The organism is Massilibacterium senegalense, from assembly GCF_001375675.1.
Lineage (GTDB): Bacteria > Bacillota > Bacilli > Bacillales > Massilibacteriaceae > Massilibacterium > Massilibacterium senegalense.
In genome coordinates this window covers 900,038-914,195 of the sequence record NZ_LN831786.1, presented here as the reverse complement: position 1 = coordinate 914,195, position 14,158 = coordinate 900,038, and the positions used below count along the sequence as shown (strand labels likewise).

At 35.4% G+C, this 14,158-nt stretch carries 13 protein-coding genes, 1 pseudogene and 1 riboswitch; of the genes and pseudogenes, 10 read left to right on the top strand and 4 right to left on the bottom strand.

The features are described from left to right. Nucleotide 1: 1 nt before the first annotated feature. From BN1372_RS07930 to BN1372_RS07920, 3 genes are all read left to right on the top strand, one after another. Nucleotides 2-583, top strand: coding sequence for a CPBP family intramembrane glutamic endopeptidase (locus BN1372_RS07930; protein ID WP_062198324.1), 582 nt, complete (start codon nt 2-4; stop codon nt 581-583). Nucleotides 584-603: 20 nt separating this feature from the next. Then, nucleotides 604-813 (top strand): hypothetical protein, encoded by a 210-nt coding sequence (locus tag BN1372_RS07925; protein ID WP_062198322.1) that lies wholly within the window; start codon nt 604-606, stop codon nt 811-813. A 70-nt stretch (nt 814-883) separates the two neighbouring features. Continuing rightward, entirely contained in the window at nt 884-1,252 is a 369-nt protein-coding gene (locus BN1372_RS07920) for a DUF2663 family protein (RefSeq protein WP_062198321.1), read from the top strand. Nucleotides 1,253-1,391: 139 nt separating this feature from the next. Here the strand turns inward: BN1372_RS07920 and BN1372_RS07915 are convergent. The 3 genes and pseudogenes from BN1372_RS07915 to BN1372_RS15875 all read right to left on the bottom strand — a co-directional run. Next, nucleotides 1,392-1,937, bottom strand: a pseudogene (locus tag BN1372_RS07915) (manganese catalase family protein); the annotation flags it as partial. 21 nt (nt 1,938-1,958) lie between these two features. Then, the gene (locus BN1372_RS07910) at nt 1,959-2,222 is read right to left on the bottom strand and encodes a spore coat protein CotJB (protein ID WP_062201194.1); all 264 of its coding nucleotides are present in this window, start codon (nt 2,220-2,222) and stop codon (nt 1,959-1,961) included. 2 nt (nt 2,223-2,224) lie between these two features. Next, entirely contained in the window at nt 2,225-2,362 is a 138-nt protein-coding gene (locus tag BN1372_RS15875) for a spore coat associated protein CotJA (RefSeq protein WP_187118400.1), read from the bottom strand. Nucleotides 2,363-2,530: 168 nt separating this feature from the next. Here BN1372_RS15875 and BN1372_RS07905 point away from each other — a divergent pair, with 168 nt between their 5' ends. After that, nucleotides 2,531-3,451, top strand: a complete 921-nt coding sequence (locus tag BN1372_RS07905) for a MerR family transcriptional regulator (protein WP_062198319.1) — start codon at nt 2,531-2,533, stop codon at nt 3,449-3,451. Nucleotides 3,452-3,561: 110 nt separating this feature from the next. After that, the gene (locus BN1372_RS07900; RefSeq protein ID WP_062198317.1) at nt 3,562-4,167 is read left to right on the top strand and encodes a genetic competence negative regulator; all 606 of its coding nucleotides are present in this window, start codon (nt 3,562-3,564) and stop codon (nt 4,165-4,167) included. A gap of 49 nt (nt 4,168-4,216) precedes the next feature. On the opposite strand, the gene BN1372_RS07895 is transcribed toward BN1372_RS07900, so the two are convergent. Then, nucleotides 4,217-4,951, bottom strand: a complete 735-nt coding sequence (locus tag BN1372_RS07895) for a PIG-L deacetylase family protein (protein ID WP_230198813.1) — start codon at nt 4,949-4,951, stop codon at nt 4,217-4,219. Nucleotides 4,952-5,244: 293 nt separating this feature from the next. Between BN1372_RS07895 and BN1372_RS07890 the strand changes: the two genes are divergently transcribed. The 5 genes from BN1372_RS07890 to metH all read left to right on the top strand — a co-directional run bounded on the left by BN1372_RS07890 (nt 5,245) and on the right by metH (nt 14,089). Beyond that, nucleotides 5,245-6,168, top strand: coding sequence for a D-alanine--D-alanine ligase (locus tag BN1372_RS07890; protein ID WP_062198313.1), 924 nt, complete (start codon nt 5,245-5,247; stop codon nt 6,166-6,168). Nucleotides 6,169-6,501: 333 nt separating this feature from the next. Then, on the top strand, nt 6,502-7,485 hold the full coding sequence (locus BN1372_RS07885; protein ID WP_062198311.1) for a YpdA family putative bacillithiol disulfide reductase: 984 nt from the start codon (nt 6,502-6,504) through the stop codon (nt 7,483-7,485). A 368-nt stretch (nt 7,486-7,853) separates the two neighbouring features. Further along, entirely contained in the window at nt 7,854-8,528 is a 675-nt protein-coding gene (gene prsW / locus BN1372_RS07880) for a glutamic-type intramembrane protease PrsW (RefSeq protein WP_062198309.1), read from the top strand. Nucleotides 8,529-8,598: 70 nt separating this feature from the next. Then, nucleotides 8,599-8,690: riboswitch (SAM riboswitch) on the top strand. An 80-nt stretch (nt 8,691-8,770) separates the two neighbouring features. After that, nucleotides 8,771-10,609: a bifunctional homocysteine S-methyltransferase/methylenetetrahydrofolate reductase gene (locus BN1372_RS07875; protein ID WP_062198307.1), complete on the top strand. Its 1,839-nt coding sequence runs from the start codon at nt 8,771-8,773 to the stop codon at nt 10,607-10,609. A 27-nt stretch (nt 10,610-10,636) separates the two neighbouring features. After that, on the top strand, nt 10,637-14,089 hold the full coding sequence (metH, locus tag BN1372_RS07870) for a methionine synthase (protein WP_062198305.1): 3,453 nt from the start codon (nt 10,637-10,639) through the stop codon (nt 14,087-14,089). Nucleotides 14,090-14,158 lie beyond the last annotated feature (69 nt).

Sequence of the window (14,158 nt, the reverse complement as noted above, 5' to 3'; positions counted from 1 at the left end):
TATGGCAGAAAAACAGGACATAATGAATGAAATATCGGATGAACAAATGCGGAAATCGTTGCTGCTTTCTCAATTTATTTTGTTTAGTTTAGGCGTCATGTTACATATTTTATTTCAAAGGCCGTTTTTTCAAAAAGTAGATTTTGTACTTACTCCTACACTCGTTCTTTATTATGTTCTTATTCCTAGCTTCGTCATTATTTCGATTGACTTCATTTTTGATAAAAAAATGCCGAAAAAATGGATAGACGATGGTGGAATAAACGACCGATTATTTCGTAGTTGCACGAATAGTCAAATTTTTGTGTTCACACTACTCATTGCGTGTTGCGAAGAATATTTATTTCGTTACGTGATACAAGGTCAATTTGGTTGGGTTATTGCAAGCCTTATTTTTGCGTTAGTCCATGTTCGCTACTTATCTAAAATCGTTTTGTTTTTGCAAGTAGTGATAATAAGTTTTGTATTTGGCTGGATTTATAAGGAAACTGATAGTTTGGCCCTTGTAATTTTGCTTCATTGGACGATTGATTTGGTTTTAGGTTTATACATAAAAAAGAGACAAAAAAACCCACGTAGTTGAGAGACGAGAAGGGGATGTTTATGGAAGATCAAGCAGAAAATTTACGTGAAAAAGTGAAACATATACAACAAGAACCACCTCCATCGCGAATAAACTATTATAAACAAAAAAGGGGGAGGATGCGTTTTACAATCGGAATTCCTTTAATTCGCTTATTGTTTATTTTATTTATTTTGCTCGTATTAACAGTTCTGTTTTCTGAACATTGGATGGCTCGTTTGTCTTTATGATTAGGAAACAACTAGTTCTAAGAAAAAAGTACAAGCATATAGTGATAAAAAAGTGAAAGGAATTTTTCGAATGTCGCCATCGATTACTGCGATTTTATTGGAGGAATGTATTAAGCGAAAAAGGGTGATGGAAAAACGGAGGCGTTCTCTTCGTGTAGTTGGAACGATTGTTCTCTTTTTTTTAGGATTAGCAAGTTTTCAACTTCTACAAACAGTATGGACGCTTCGGCTATTTTTTGATTGGTTTTTATTACTTGGACCGCTTTTTGTTGTTTTTATCTTTCAAACTTCGCTATTTCAAGAATCACAAAAGAAGTATGAAGAACTTTGTCATTATATTCGGGAGTTTTCAAATGACTTTTTCATTACAAAAGAAGAGAAAGAACAAGTGTATCATGATTTATTTGTCACATATGATATTAATTTATATTATTCATAGTAAAACAGCTGAGCTTCATTATGAACTCAGCTGTTTTTTTGGAAAATTAGGATAAATAATCATCTGGTGTAATCGAAGTGTCGATAATGACATTTTCGTTTGATTGTTCTATTTCTTCTCTTTTACCTGTTTTCATATGTTCTTGAATATAATAAAGTGCTTCTTTAAAACGTTGTGCATGCACAATTTCTCTTTGACGTAAATAACGTAATGCATCTTTTACACCTGGGTCGTCACTTAATTGGATTAAAGCTTCATACGTTGCTCGTGCTTTTTCTTCTGCAGCAATATCTTCTGCTAAATCGGCTACTGGATCTCCTTTTGCTTGAATATAAGTTGCGGTCCATGGATTTCCGCTCGCGTCGACGTAGAAAAGTGCCTTTTCATGATCAGCAAAATGACTACCTAAACCAGCTTTTTTCATTTCTTCTGGTGTTGCATCTTTAACTAACTTATGGACCAAAGTAGCAATAACTTCTAGGTGACCAAGTTCCTCGGTGCCGATGTCTGTTAATAGTGCTTTAGCACGTTTATCTGGCATGGTATATCGTTGATTTAAATAACGTAAAGCTGCAGATAATTCTCCGTCTGGTCCACCATATTGTGTAATTAAGTATTTGGCAAGTGGTAGATTTTTTGTAGAAACACGGACTGGGATTTGTAATTTTCGTTCATAAATCCACATGTACATCCTCCTGTATTTTCACTATTTTTTCGGGTATTCTAATTCCCATGGCCATGGTTCATTGACCCAAGGACTGTTTCCTTTGAAGCCGTCCGAAAGACCATATTGAAAAAGTGGACCAAATTGTTTTTCGTAGAGAGGTATAAATTCTCTTATATAATCGCTATACTTAGTATATTGTTGTTTTGCAACAGTATCGTTCGGATGCGTATCTAAATAAAGTTGTAGTTCTACTAAGGCAAATTGAACGGCCTGTAAACGATAAAGCCAATTAAAAGCTTGCATATTCAATTGTCGTTCCCCCTTTTTTCGATATAAGGATGGTATAATTTTTTAAAGAGGGTTCCTTTTTGGATAGCTTCAAATAACGGGAATTGTGGAGAAAAATGATCTGAATGAACAGGCTTTTTAGAAGACGAGTTCATGATGTCAACTCCTTTCTTTTTCATGTATATGCGTGGAGGGAAAAAAATTGACGTGAAAATAAGAGAATAGGTATGGTACACATAACGAGTATAAAAAACTTATGCAAAGTTTACACAAAGTGAAAAGGGTATAATAGAAGCAAGAAGAATTCGTTTGGGGGAACATAAATGGCAAGTCAGGAAGGAAAATATAACATTAAAGCAGTATCACAATTAATCGGAATCCAGCCAGGTACGTTAAGAGCATGGGAACGACGCTACCATATTGTAGAACCTGTGCGAAACAAAGCAGGACATCGTTTATATACAGATGAACATGTCCGTACAATTAGGTGGTTAGCAGATAAAGTCAATAAAGGATTTAATATTTCACAAGCAGTGTCAATTTTGGAAAATAAAAGAAATGAAACAGGAAGTTCTTTTTTAGAACATCCGCAAGTAGACAATCGTTTAGAAAAAATGAGAGAGAAATTATATAATGCACTGATGTCATTTGATGAACGAAAAGCACACGCTATTTTAGATGAAGCATTTAGTTTATATTCGATAGATAAAGTGCTAATTGAAATATTAGCAACGTTACTTGTGAACATTGGAGACGAGTGGGAAAAAGGCTTTATTTCTGTTGCTCACGAACACTTTGCTACTTCTTTTTTACGCACACGAATCGGAAACATTTTTCATATGTATCCAGTACACGGGTTTTTACCAAAGGTTATTGCGGTATGCGGACTAAATGAACAACATGAACTTGGTTTATTAATTTTTGTGTTGCATTTGCGAAGAAGAGGGTTTGATGTTGTTTATTTAGGGGCAGGAATTCCAGCAGAAGACGTCAAATTAGTATTGCAAGAAGTACGACCTCGTTTTTTATTTATTTCTTGTACATTAGTTCATAATGTCGAAGAAACATTAGCTCTCGTGGATGAGGTGTCGGAGAATGAGCAGTTGGTTGTCGGCCTTGGTGGTCAAGCATTTGAACAAGTATCAAAAGAAGTCAAGGAAAAATATCAAAAATATCTTTTTGGATCCACCCCAGATGTTTGGGATGCATGGTTAGATAAAATGTTAGCCGAAATGAAATATTAATCTAATATTAATTTTCAGTAAACTTATTGTGTTTTATCTATATTATCGGTACACTTGTGTTATTATCTTTTGTTTTCTGAATCCATGAGAGGTGCGAAGGAGGGTCGCTCATGCGAGTAGAACGATTATCGGTAAATAAAATAAAGGTTTTTGTTACGTACGATGATTTAAAAGAACGTAATTTAACAAAAGAAGATATTTGGCACGATGTACCAAAACTCCATGGACTATTTTTAGATTTAATCGATGAAGCCAACGAAGAAGTTGGTTTTGAAATAGACGGTCCATTGGCAGTTGAAATGTATTCCATGCCAGCACAAGGCATGGTTATTATTGTTACAACACAACCATCTGATTCTTTACAAGAGGATGATGATGAGGAAATAGAAGATGAATATGTGGATATGCAACTTACACTAGATGAACGTCATCACATCTTTTATGAATTTATGTCATTTGAAGATGTGATTTCTTTATCGAGCCGCTTGCATGTGCTCGGAATAAAAGAAGGAATGTTATATTCTTATAATGGATTGTTTTACTTATACTTTGATTGGGAGCATATTGAAATGAATTCGTCTGATAATTTCATTGCTATTTTATCGGAGTTTGGCTATCCATCTACTACAACGGTCTTTAAAGTAATGGAGTACGGAAAAGTATTGATGGAAAAGGAAGCCATTCATCATATTTATCATCATTTTGTCAATCGATAAAAAGAAGGACTGCTTAATTTAGCAGTCCTTCTTTTTATCGATTGTTATATTAGTTAGCAGGAAGTAAGTCTTCCGATGACTCTTGAAAATCTTCTTTTTTCCAAATTCGGATATAATATTCGAAGTTATTATATCGATGGAATGGCTGATTTGTATTATAAATAGTAGGGAAAACACGTTCAACTGATAGATGTTGTGTTTTATGTGCAAGCAATGCTTGTCGGATATTTTCACGTTCATCCATTGTTAACGAAATGGAGACGTCAATTGTTTCGTCTGGATCACCAATAATTGACATACCTGATTGTTCCACAAACGATTGTGGGATTGCTGCATAGTAAAGCGCTTCGATGTTTATGCTATTTTTTAGAGATATCATCGCTTTTAACGTAGCTTCCTGAATAGCGGTATGATCACGATGACCAGAAATGCCATGCGGTGGAAATGTGACGATAATTTCTGGTTTATACTCTAGTAGCAATTCTCGTACTCGTTCGTATAGAATGTTTTCTTCTAAGTCTAGCAATGTTCCGTCTTTAAATGTATCTACAATTAATTCATCCACCCCTAAAATAGAAGTAGCTTGTTCTAATTCTTTTTTTCGTACATTTGCCAGTTCTTCTTTCGTACAAATTGGTGGATTTCCACATTTCCCCGCATCCCCATGGGTAGCAGAATAGACAATTGTCTTTACATTGTTTTTCTTTGCATACCGAGTAATTACACCACCTGTTGTAAAAGTTTCATCATCGGGGTGAGCAAAAGAAAAAAATACAGTTTTCATCATGCCTTCATCCTCACATCATAATTTGAATATAATTAGTATACCGTAGAAAAGTTGTTTTGCACAAATTTCAGAACAAGTTCTTTGCATCTTAAAAAAACATGGTATGATGATAGTAGTTTTTTACGAATAAAGAAGCGATGAACTAGATAAATAGAAGAAAGCTGGAGGTTTTTCTTTTCATGAAAAGAAAATAACACTCCCATTTTCCATCTTTAACACGTGAGAGTGGAGAAAAATAAAAGCCTCCTTTAATGGAAGATTTTTTATATAATGTGAAAGGAGTTTTTTTGATGAAAGTTGCAGTTTTATATGGTGGGATTTCCAATGAACGGGAAGTATCCATTAACTCAGGAAAAGGAATTATGAATGCGTTAAAGAAAAAGGGACATGAAGTGATTGGAATAGATTTTCATCCAGCCCGCTTAGAAGAAGTAATTCAGTTAAAAAACCAAGATGTGGATATCGTATTTATCGGGTTACATGGACGTTTTGGCGAAGATGGACGAGTGCAAAGTTTACTAGATATGCTTGGATTAAAATATGTTGGTTCGAATGTTTTGGCAAGTGCATTAGCCATGGATAAACAACGGGCAAAAGTTTTTTTCAAAAAAGCAGGCATTAGAGTAGCAAAGGATTGTTTAGTAACAAAAAAAACATTTGATGCAGAGGCATTTGACGTGCCATTTTCATTTCCAATCGTAGTAAAACCTAATCATGAAGGATCAACCATTGGGTTAACGATTGCGGGTGATGAGGAGACATTGTTAAACGGGATAGAGAAAGCGTTTGAACACGATGAAGAAGTTCTGCTAGAAGAATTTATTAAAGGAAGAGAACTTACCGTTGCAGTAATGGGAGAATATAAAAAAGAAATGACTTTGCCAATCATTGAAATTATTTCGAAAAATCAATTATACGATTATGAAGCAAAGTATGCTCCGGGTATGAGTGAACATATTGTACCAGCACCTATAGACGAAGAATTAAGTAAAAAAATTAAACAACAAGCAATTTTAGCGCACCAAGCATTAGGATGCGAAGTGTATTCACGAGTAGACTTTTTGTTACAAGATAATGGGGAATTTGTTATTTTAGAAGTGAATACGCTCCCAGGAATGACTGCAACTAGTCTGTTTCCAGATGCAGCCAAAGTAATTGGTTTAAGTTATGAAGCCATGATTGAACAATTCCTTCTGTTGTCATTAAAAAAATAAGGGAATGTATATGTATCTCTCATAAATGGATAGGAAGAATCCCCTCTTCAAAAAGGTAAGGTAGCACTAGAAAACAGCGGAGTGGGGATTACACTTCCTAGTTTAGCTCCGTCGTTAATCGAGCACTCTTCGCCTCTTGTATAATAGTGAAACCAGTTCATCTATGCTTTAATGAAGAATAGCAAACCCTTCACTGATGGAAGATTTCTTGTTTTTTTGCTATCATTAACTATGCATATATGTTTGAACGGTATGAGTGTTCATTCCTATTTGTTGCAGGAATGTAGCTTATCATTGAAGTAGAAAAGATCATTTATTAGGAGATGTTTTGCAATGAAAAAAGAAGATGCGCTTATTGTTGGTGGAGGTCCGTGTGGATTATCAGCGGCAATCGAACTTCAAAAAATAGGTAAAAATCCGCTTGTGATAGAAAAAGGAAATGTGGTACATTCTATTTACCGTTATCCAACGCATCAAACATTCTTTAGCACGAGTGAAAAATTGGCGATTGGGGATGTTCCATTTATCATTGAAGGACGGAAACCGAAGCGCAATCAAGCATTGGCGTATTATCGAGAAGTCGTGAAATTAAAAGAAGTTCGTGTGAATGCATATGAACGGGTTGAAAAAGTAGAAAAGCAAGTGGATGGTTCATTCCATGTGTATACGATAAAACAAGATGGAACAAAAGAACGATATAATACGGAGTATGTTGTAATTGCAACTGGATATTATGATAGCCCAAATTATATGAATGTTCCAGGGGAAGAGAAAAAGAAAGTATTTCATTATTTTAAAGAAGCGCATCCATACTTCGATAAAGATGTAGTTGTCATTGGTGGGAAAAACTCAGCGATTGATGCGGCGTTAGAACTTGAAAAAGCAGGTGCCCGTGTAACCGTTGTCTATAGAGGATGTGAATATTCTTCGAGTATTAAACCATGGGTATTACCAGAATTTGAGTCGCTCGTTCGAAATGAATTAGTAAAAATGGAGTTTAACGCAACAATAAAAGAAATTCGTGATCATGAAGTTGTCTATGTAAAGAATGGCGAAGAAGTTGTTATTGAAAATGATTATGTGTTTGCGATGACAGGTTATCATCCTGATCATTCTTTTATTCAAAGTATGGGAGTAATCGAAAATCAAGAGACTGGAAGACCTCATTTTAATCCTGAAACAATGGAAACAAATGTGGAAAATCTATTTATTGCGGGTGTTATTGCTGCAGGTAATGAAGCAAATGAAATTTTTATTGAAAATGGCCGATTTCACGGAGGTCTGATTGCAAACAAAATAATGGAAAAAGAGTGTTAAATAAAAAATACGTGTAAAAGTTCCTTGCCCTTTTTAAAAGATGGGCAAGGATTTTTTTGTTTTCCAATAAATTTTGTGTAAAACATAAAAAGGAAGCTATAATCTGTTAAAATAAAAGAATAAATGTCATCATAAAGAAGCTATAATGAAAGAAAAAGGAAGGATATTCATTTTGCTAATTTCCTTTTGTTCGCTCTTTAAGGTGCTGCCTAGCTAGTAAAATGGTGAAAGATTATTTTGGAAGGATAGAGTAGCAAACAACGAAAGATGAATCAACATTCAGTTTTGTTCTTTTTAGCTATAATTGATGAAGCTAATATACTTGAAACAGAAGAAATCGTTATAAAATAATAAAAGTGAGGGAACAAATGATTACGATTATTACAGCAGGAATCGCTCCTGGGTTTGCGTTACTTAGTTATTTTTATTTGCGCGATAAATACGTCGAACCGATTTCACTTGTTATTCGGATGTTTTTGTTTGGGTGTTTATTAACTTTCCCTGTTATGTTTATGCAATATATTTTTATACAAGAAGGTCTATTTATTCGTGATTGGCAACAAGCATTTCTTCAAGCTGGTTTCCTAGAGGAATGTGTGAAGTGGTTTGTTTTAATGTATGGTGTGTATAAGAATGGAGAGTTTAACGAACCTTTCGATGGAATTGTGTATGCAGTAAGTGTATCATTAGGTTTTGCTACGATTGAAAATATTTTATATTTATTTGTATATGGAATTGATTTTGCCTTTATGCGGGCGCTTTTACCAGTATCTGGTCATGCGTTATTTGGTGCGGTGATGGGGTATTATGTCGGAAAAGGTAAATTTCAAACAGGAAAAAAGAAAAAGATTCTTTTATCTTTATCCTTTTTACTTCCAATTATGTTGCATGGTATGTTTGATTATGTATTCTTAAAGTTTGACCATTATCTTTATTTTATCGTTCCATTTATGCTTGGATTATGGTGGCTAGTATTATATAAAGTACGACTTATAAACGAAGAACAAATGGCGTTAAAACATACAGAAAAACTTTCTGTATGAAAAAGGATTGAATTTTTCACACAGTTATAGTATTGTTAATTACAAGTTTAATAGGATAGCTCGTTTAAACTTCTTATCAAGAGAGACTGAGGGACTGGCCCAAAGACGTCTCAGCAACCGACCTACTAGTAGGTAAAGGTGCTAATTCCAGCTAGATAAGAAGAAGGTCATGTGAATTTTCCCTTCTTCTTTCTAGAGGAAGGGTTTTTTTGTGTGGAGAATAAAGAGTAGGGTGTGAGTAGATGGAGTTGTTAAAAAAATTACAAAATGATATTTTAATTGCGGACGGGGCAATGGGAACGATGCTATATTCCCATGGGGTAGATCGTTCTTATGAAGAAATGAATTTAACGCATAGTGAAGAAATATACAATATTCATCGTGCCTATATTGAAGCAGGTGCTCAAGTTATCCAAACAAACACATACGCAGCCAATGCAGAAAAATTACAACGATATGGGCTCGAAGCGTTAACAAAACAAATCAATCAAGCAGGTGCTAGAATCGCTCGTCAAGCGGCAAAAGACGAAGTGTTTGTTCTTGGAACTGTAGGTGGTATTCGTGCTCTTCATAAACGTGATAACGAATTAGAAGAGCTCGAAAAAATGATTTCAGAACAAGTGTATTGGTTAGCACAGGAACAAATAGATGGTTTTTTATTTGAAACATATTATGATTTAGAAGAATTAAAGATAGCAGTGAAAGTCGCAAAAAAATTAACCAACCTTCCGGTTGTTGCACAATTATCTCTTCATGAAGTAGGAGTGTTGCAAGGCGGAAAGAAAGTAAAAGACGCGTTTGCAGAGTTAATTGACTTAGGGGCAGATGTAGTTGGATTAAATTGTCGTTTAGGTCCACTTCATATGTTACGGTCGTTTAAAGAAGTACCGATTTTTGATCATGCTTTTTTAAGTGCATATCCAAATGCTAGTTTACCGCAATATATTGACGGAAAATTCTCATATTCAGAAAATCCAAAATATTTTGGCGAAATGGCAACAGAATTTGTGAAAGAAGGCGTTCGTTTAATCGGTGGATGTTGCGGAACGACACCAGAACATATTCGCTATATGGCAGAAGCAGTTCGGGAATTAAAGCCGATTTCAGAAAAATCATTCCAGGAAACGAAAGCAACGCCAGCAACGCTTTCTGTTACGAGGAAACGTAGCGATGCTCCGCTTCAAGAGGTTGTAAAAACGAAACGATCCATCATTGTGGAATTAGATACACCAAAGAACGTGAACATGGAACCTTTTATCGAAGGGGCAAAAGCATTGCATCAAGCGGGAGTAGAAGCAATCACAATGGCTGACAACTCATTAGCAACCCCAAGAATTTCGAATATGGCGATGGCGTCCATTTTAAAACAGCAATATCAAATACGCTCATTAGTTCATCTCACTTGTCGCGATCGTAATTTAATCGGATTACAATCGCATTTATTAGGGCTACATGCATTAGGGATTCGAGATATATTAGCCATTACAGGTGATCCTGCAAAAGTAGGTGATTTTCCAGGCGCAACTGGTGTATATGATCTGTCATCATTTGAATTGATCCGTTTTATTAAACAACTAAACGAAGGATTATCGTTTTCTGGTCAGTCATTAGAAGGGAAAACGGATTTTTCGGTCGGAGCTGCTTTTAATCCGAATGTGAAGTACGTAGAAAAAGCAGTGCAACGGATGGAGAAAAAAATAGAAGCTGGTGCAGACTTTTTTATGACACAACCAGTTTATTCGGAAGAAAGAATTATCGAAGTGTATGAAGCAACGAAACATTTGCAAACGCCTATTTATTTAGGGATTATGCCATTTACTGGTGCGCGAAATGCAGAATTTTTACACAATGAAGTACCAGGGATTCGGTTAACAGAAGATATTTTAACGACAATGAAACGTTGTCAAACAAAAGAAGAAGCAACGAAAGAAAGTTTAGCTATTAGTAAATCACTTTTAGATGTAGCATTGGAGTATTTTAACGGTATTTATTTAATTACACCATTTAATCGATATGATTTAACAGTTGAACTTGCTCAGTTTATTCAGGCAAAAGACCGTAAGAAACTAGCATCGATTTAATTTCAAACAAGAAAGGACGTAGAACAATTGGGAGTATCTTTATTAGAAAAACAACTAAATGAACGAATTCTCGTACTGGACGGGGCTATGGGAACGATGATTCAAGCTGCTAATTTAACGGCTGAAGATTTTGGGGGAGAGGAATATGAAGGATGTAATGAATATTTAATCTTAACGAAGCCAGAAGTTATTGATCATATTCATCGAGAATATTTAGAAGCTGGTGCAGATATTATTGAAACGAATACATTTGGAGCTACTTCATTAGTTTTAAGTGATTATAATTTAAGTCATTTAGCGAAAGAAATAAATGTAAAAGCTGCGCAACTTGCGAAAAAAGCAGCAACGGATTTTTCAACAGAGGAGTGGCCAAGGTTTGTTGCTGGAGCGATGGGGCCTACAACCAAATCACTTTCGGTGACAGGCGGAGTAACATTCGAGAAATTAATAGATACTTATCAAGAGCAAGTAGAAGGTTTAATTGAGGGTGGCGTTGATTTATTGCTACTTGAAACTAGCCAAGATATGCGAAATGTGAAAGCCGCTTATTTAGGTATCGATCGAGCATTCCAGAATATGAATGTCATTTTACCAATTATGGTATCAGGAACGATTGAACCGATGGGAACAACGTTAGCTGGTCAAAATATCGAAGCATTTTATTTATCATTAGAACACATGAAACCAATCGTAGTTGGATTAAACTGTGCAACAGGTCCAGAATTTATGCGTGACCATATTCGTTCTTTATCGGAATTAGCAGATACAAGAATTAGTGTCTATCCGAATGCAGGGCTACCAGATGAAGAAGGGCATTATCACGAATCACCAGAATCATTTGCGAAAAAATTAGAAGGATTTGCAGAAAAAGGATGGATCAATGTCGTGGGAGGATGTTGCGGAACGACACCTGCTCATATTCGCGTTGTTCGAGAAGCAATGAGTCGTTATCAACCACATCAAGTGAAAACACTTCATCCACATGCAGTTTCTGGGATTGAGCCATTAGTGTATGATTCTTCTATGAGACCGTTATTTGTTGGGGAAAGAACAAATGTGATTGGGTCTAGAAAATTTAAAGAATTAATAAGCAAGGAACAATATGAAGAAGCAGCGGAAATTGCTCGGGCGCAAGTGAAAAAAGGTGCACATGTCATTGATGTTTGTTTAGCAAACCCCGATCGTAATGAATTAGAAGACATGGAGAAATTTTTACAACAAGTAGTAAACAAAGTAAAAGTACCTTTTATGATTGATAGTACAGACGAAAAGGTCATTGCAAAAGCCCTGACATATACACAAGGAAAATCAATTATTAACTCGATTAACTTAGAAGACGGGGAAGAACGATTCGAAAAAGTGTTACCGCTCGTTAAAAAGTTTGGTGCAGCTGTCGTAGTTGGAACCATTGACGAACAAGGGATGGCCATTACCCGCGAACGTAAATTAGAAATTGCGAAACGCTCGTATAATCTTTTAGTAAATAAATATGGAATTAAGCCGAGTGATATTATTTTTGATCCACTTGTTTTTCCAGTAGGGACTGGGGATAAACAATATATCGGTTCTGCGGAAGAAACAATCGAAGGAATTCGTTTAATCAAACAAGAAATGCCAGAGTGTTTAACTATTTTAGGGGTAAGTAACGTTTCGTTCGGTTTACCAAATGTCGGTCGAGAAGTATTAAATGCTGTTTATCTATATGAGTGTACAAAAGCTGGTCTCGATTATGCCATTGTCAATACAGAGAAGCTTCAACGATATGCATCGATTCCAGAAGAAGAGAAAAAACTTTCAGAAGATATTCTGTATCGTACCTCTCAAGAAACGGTAGCAGCATTTGCGGCGATGTATCGTGGCAAAAAAACGACAAGTTCCATTGATGAAAAGAAAAATTTACCATTAGAGGAGCGGATTTCTAGTTATGTAGTAGAAGGAACAAAAGAAGGATTAATTGATGATTTAAATGAGGCATTAAAAAAATATAATCAACCATTAGATATTATTAATGGACCATTAATGACTGGAATGGCGGAAGTAGGTCGTTTATTTAATAATAATGAATTAATTGTTGCAGAAGTACTACAAAGTGCAGAAGTGATGAAAGCATCCGTTGCACATCTAGAACAATTCATGGAAGCTTCTGAGGATGCTGGAAAAGGTAAAATATTATTAGCCACCGTTAAAGGCGACGTGCATGATATTGGAAAAAATTTAGTGGAAATCATTTTATCGAATAACGGATTTGAAGTAATTAACCTTGGAATTAAAGTACCACCCAATGAATTAATTGAAGCGGTAAAACGTGAAAAACCAGATGCGCTTGGATTATCCGGATTGTTAGTAAAATCAGCGCAACAGATGGTTTTAACTGCACAAGATTTAAAACAAGCAAATATTAGTATTCCAATGTTAATCGGTGGTGCGGCATTAACACGTAAATTTACAGACTTGAAAATTTCACCTGAGTATGATGGTCTCGTCCTTTATGCAAAAGATGCAATGGAAGGATTAGATTTAGCGAATAAATTAAGTAATCATGAAGCGCGTGAAAAAATGTCAGAAACGTATTATGAGCGTTTAAAAGAAGTTACTGAAAAAGCGCAAGCAAAAGCGAAAGAGAAAGCATCTGTCGAAGAAGTACAAGAAATGGAGAGAAAATCAACTGTTTCGAAGGACGGAAAAGTGTGGGTACCTCATGACACGAAACGTCATTTATTAAAAGACTATCCGCTTCATACGATATTCCCATATGTGAATTTACAAATGTTACTTGGTCATCACTTAGGGGTTAAAGGAAAAGTAAATAAATTAATAGAAGAGAAAGATCCAAAAGTAACCGAGTTATACAAATTACTGAAAGAATTAGTAAAAGAAGCAGAAGATAAAAAATGGATAACAGCAAATGCTGTCTATCAATTTTTTCCTGCACAAGCGGATGGAAATGATATTATTATTTATGATCCAAACGATGAAAAAACAATCATCGAACGCTTTACGTTCCCTCGTCAAAAAGGAAATCGCTTTTTATGTTTAAGTGACTATTTAAAAGATGAAGATAGTGGTGTGATGGATTATGTCGGATTTTTCAATGTCACAACAGGAATTGGTGTTCGAGAAGTGGCAATGAAACTAAAAGACGATGGTGATTATTTGAAATCTCATATGTTCCAAGCACTAGCTCTAGAAATGGCAGAAGGATTTGCAGAACGTGTTCATACGTTAATGCGTGATAGATGGGGATTCCCGGATTCCGTTGACATGACCATGAGTGAACGTTTTTCAGCTAAATATCAAGGAATTCGTGTATCATTTGGGTATCCTGCATGTCCAAATATCGAAGACCAAGCAAAATTATTTAAGTTATTAAAACCAGCAGATATCGGTGTAAATTTAACAGAAGAATTTATGATGGAACCAGAAGCAAGTGTCAGCGCAATGGTATTTAGCCATCCAGAAGGTCGTTACTTTAATGTTTAATAAAAAGCTAGCCTACGTAGCTAGCTTTTTTTGTATAAAAACAGAAAACAAGCAGACAATAACAAGTAA

What these genes read in the sequence shown, in the direction of transcription:
- BN1372_RS07930 (WP_062198324.1), top strand. Translation starts at nt 2, where the DNA reads ATGGCAGAAAAACAGGACATAATGAATGAAATATCGGATGAACAAATG.
- BN1372_RS07925 (WP_062198322.1), top strand. Translation starts at nt 604, where the DNA reads ATGGAAGATCAAGCAGAAAATTTACGTGAAAAAGTGAAACATATACAA.
- BN1372_RS07920 (WP_062198321.1), top strand. Translation starts at nt 884, where the DNA reads ATGTCGCCATCGATTACTGCGATTTTATTGGAGGAATGTATTAAGCGA.
- BN1372_RS07910 (WP_062201194.1), bottom strand. Translation starts at nt 2,222, where the DNA reads ATGCAAGCTTTTAATTGGCTTTATCGTTTACAGGCCGTTCAATTTGCC.
- BN1372_RS15875 (WP_187118400.1), bottom strand. Translation starts at nt 2,362, where the DNA reads ATGAACTCGTCTTCTAAAAAGCCTGTTCATTCAGATCATTTTTCTCCA.
- BN1372_RS07905 (WP_062198319.1), top strand. Translation starts at nt 2,531, where the DNA reads ATGGCAAGTCAGGAAGGAAAATATAACATTAAAGCAGTATCACAATTA.
- BN1372_RS07900 (WP_062198317.1), top strand. Translation starts at nt 3,562, where the DNA reads ATGCGAGTAGAACGATTATCGGTAAATAAAATAAAGGTTTTTGTTACG.
- BN1372_RS07895 (WP_230198813.1), bottom strand. Translation starts at nt 4,951, where the DNA reads ATGAAAACTGTATTTTTTTCTTTTGCTCACCCCGATGATGAAACTTTT.
- BN1372_RS07890 (WP_062198313.1), top strand. Translation starts at nt 5,245, where the DNA reads ATGAAAGTTGCAGTTTTATATGGTGGGATTTCCAATGAACGGGAAGTA.
- BN1372_RS07885 (WP_062198311.1), top strand. Translation starts at nt 6,502, where the DNA reads ATGAAAAAAGAAGATGCGCTTATTGTTGGTGGAGGTCCGTGTGGATTA.
- prsW (WP_062198309.1), top strand. Translation starts at nt 7,854, where the DNA reads ATGATTACGATTATTACAGCAGGAATCGCTCCTGGGTTTGCGTTACTT.
- BN1372_RS07875 (WP_062198307.1), top strand. Translation starts at nt 8,771, where the DNA reads ATGGAGTTGTTAAAAAAATTACAAAATGATATTTTAATTGCGGACGGG.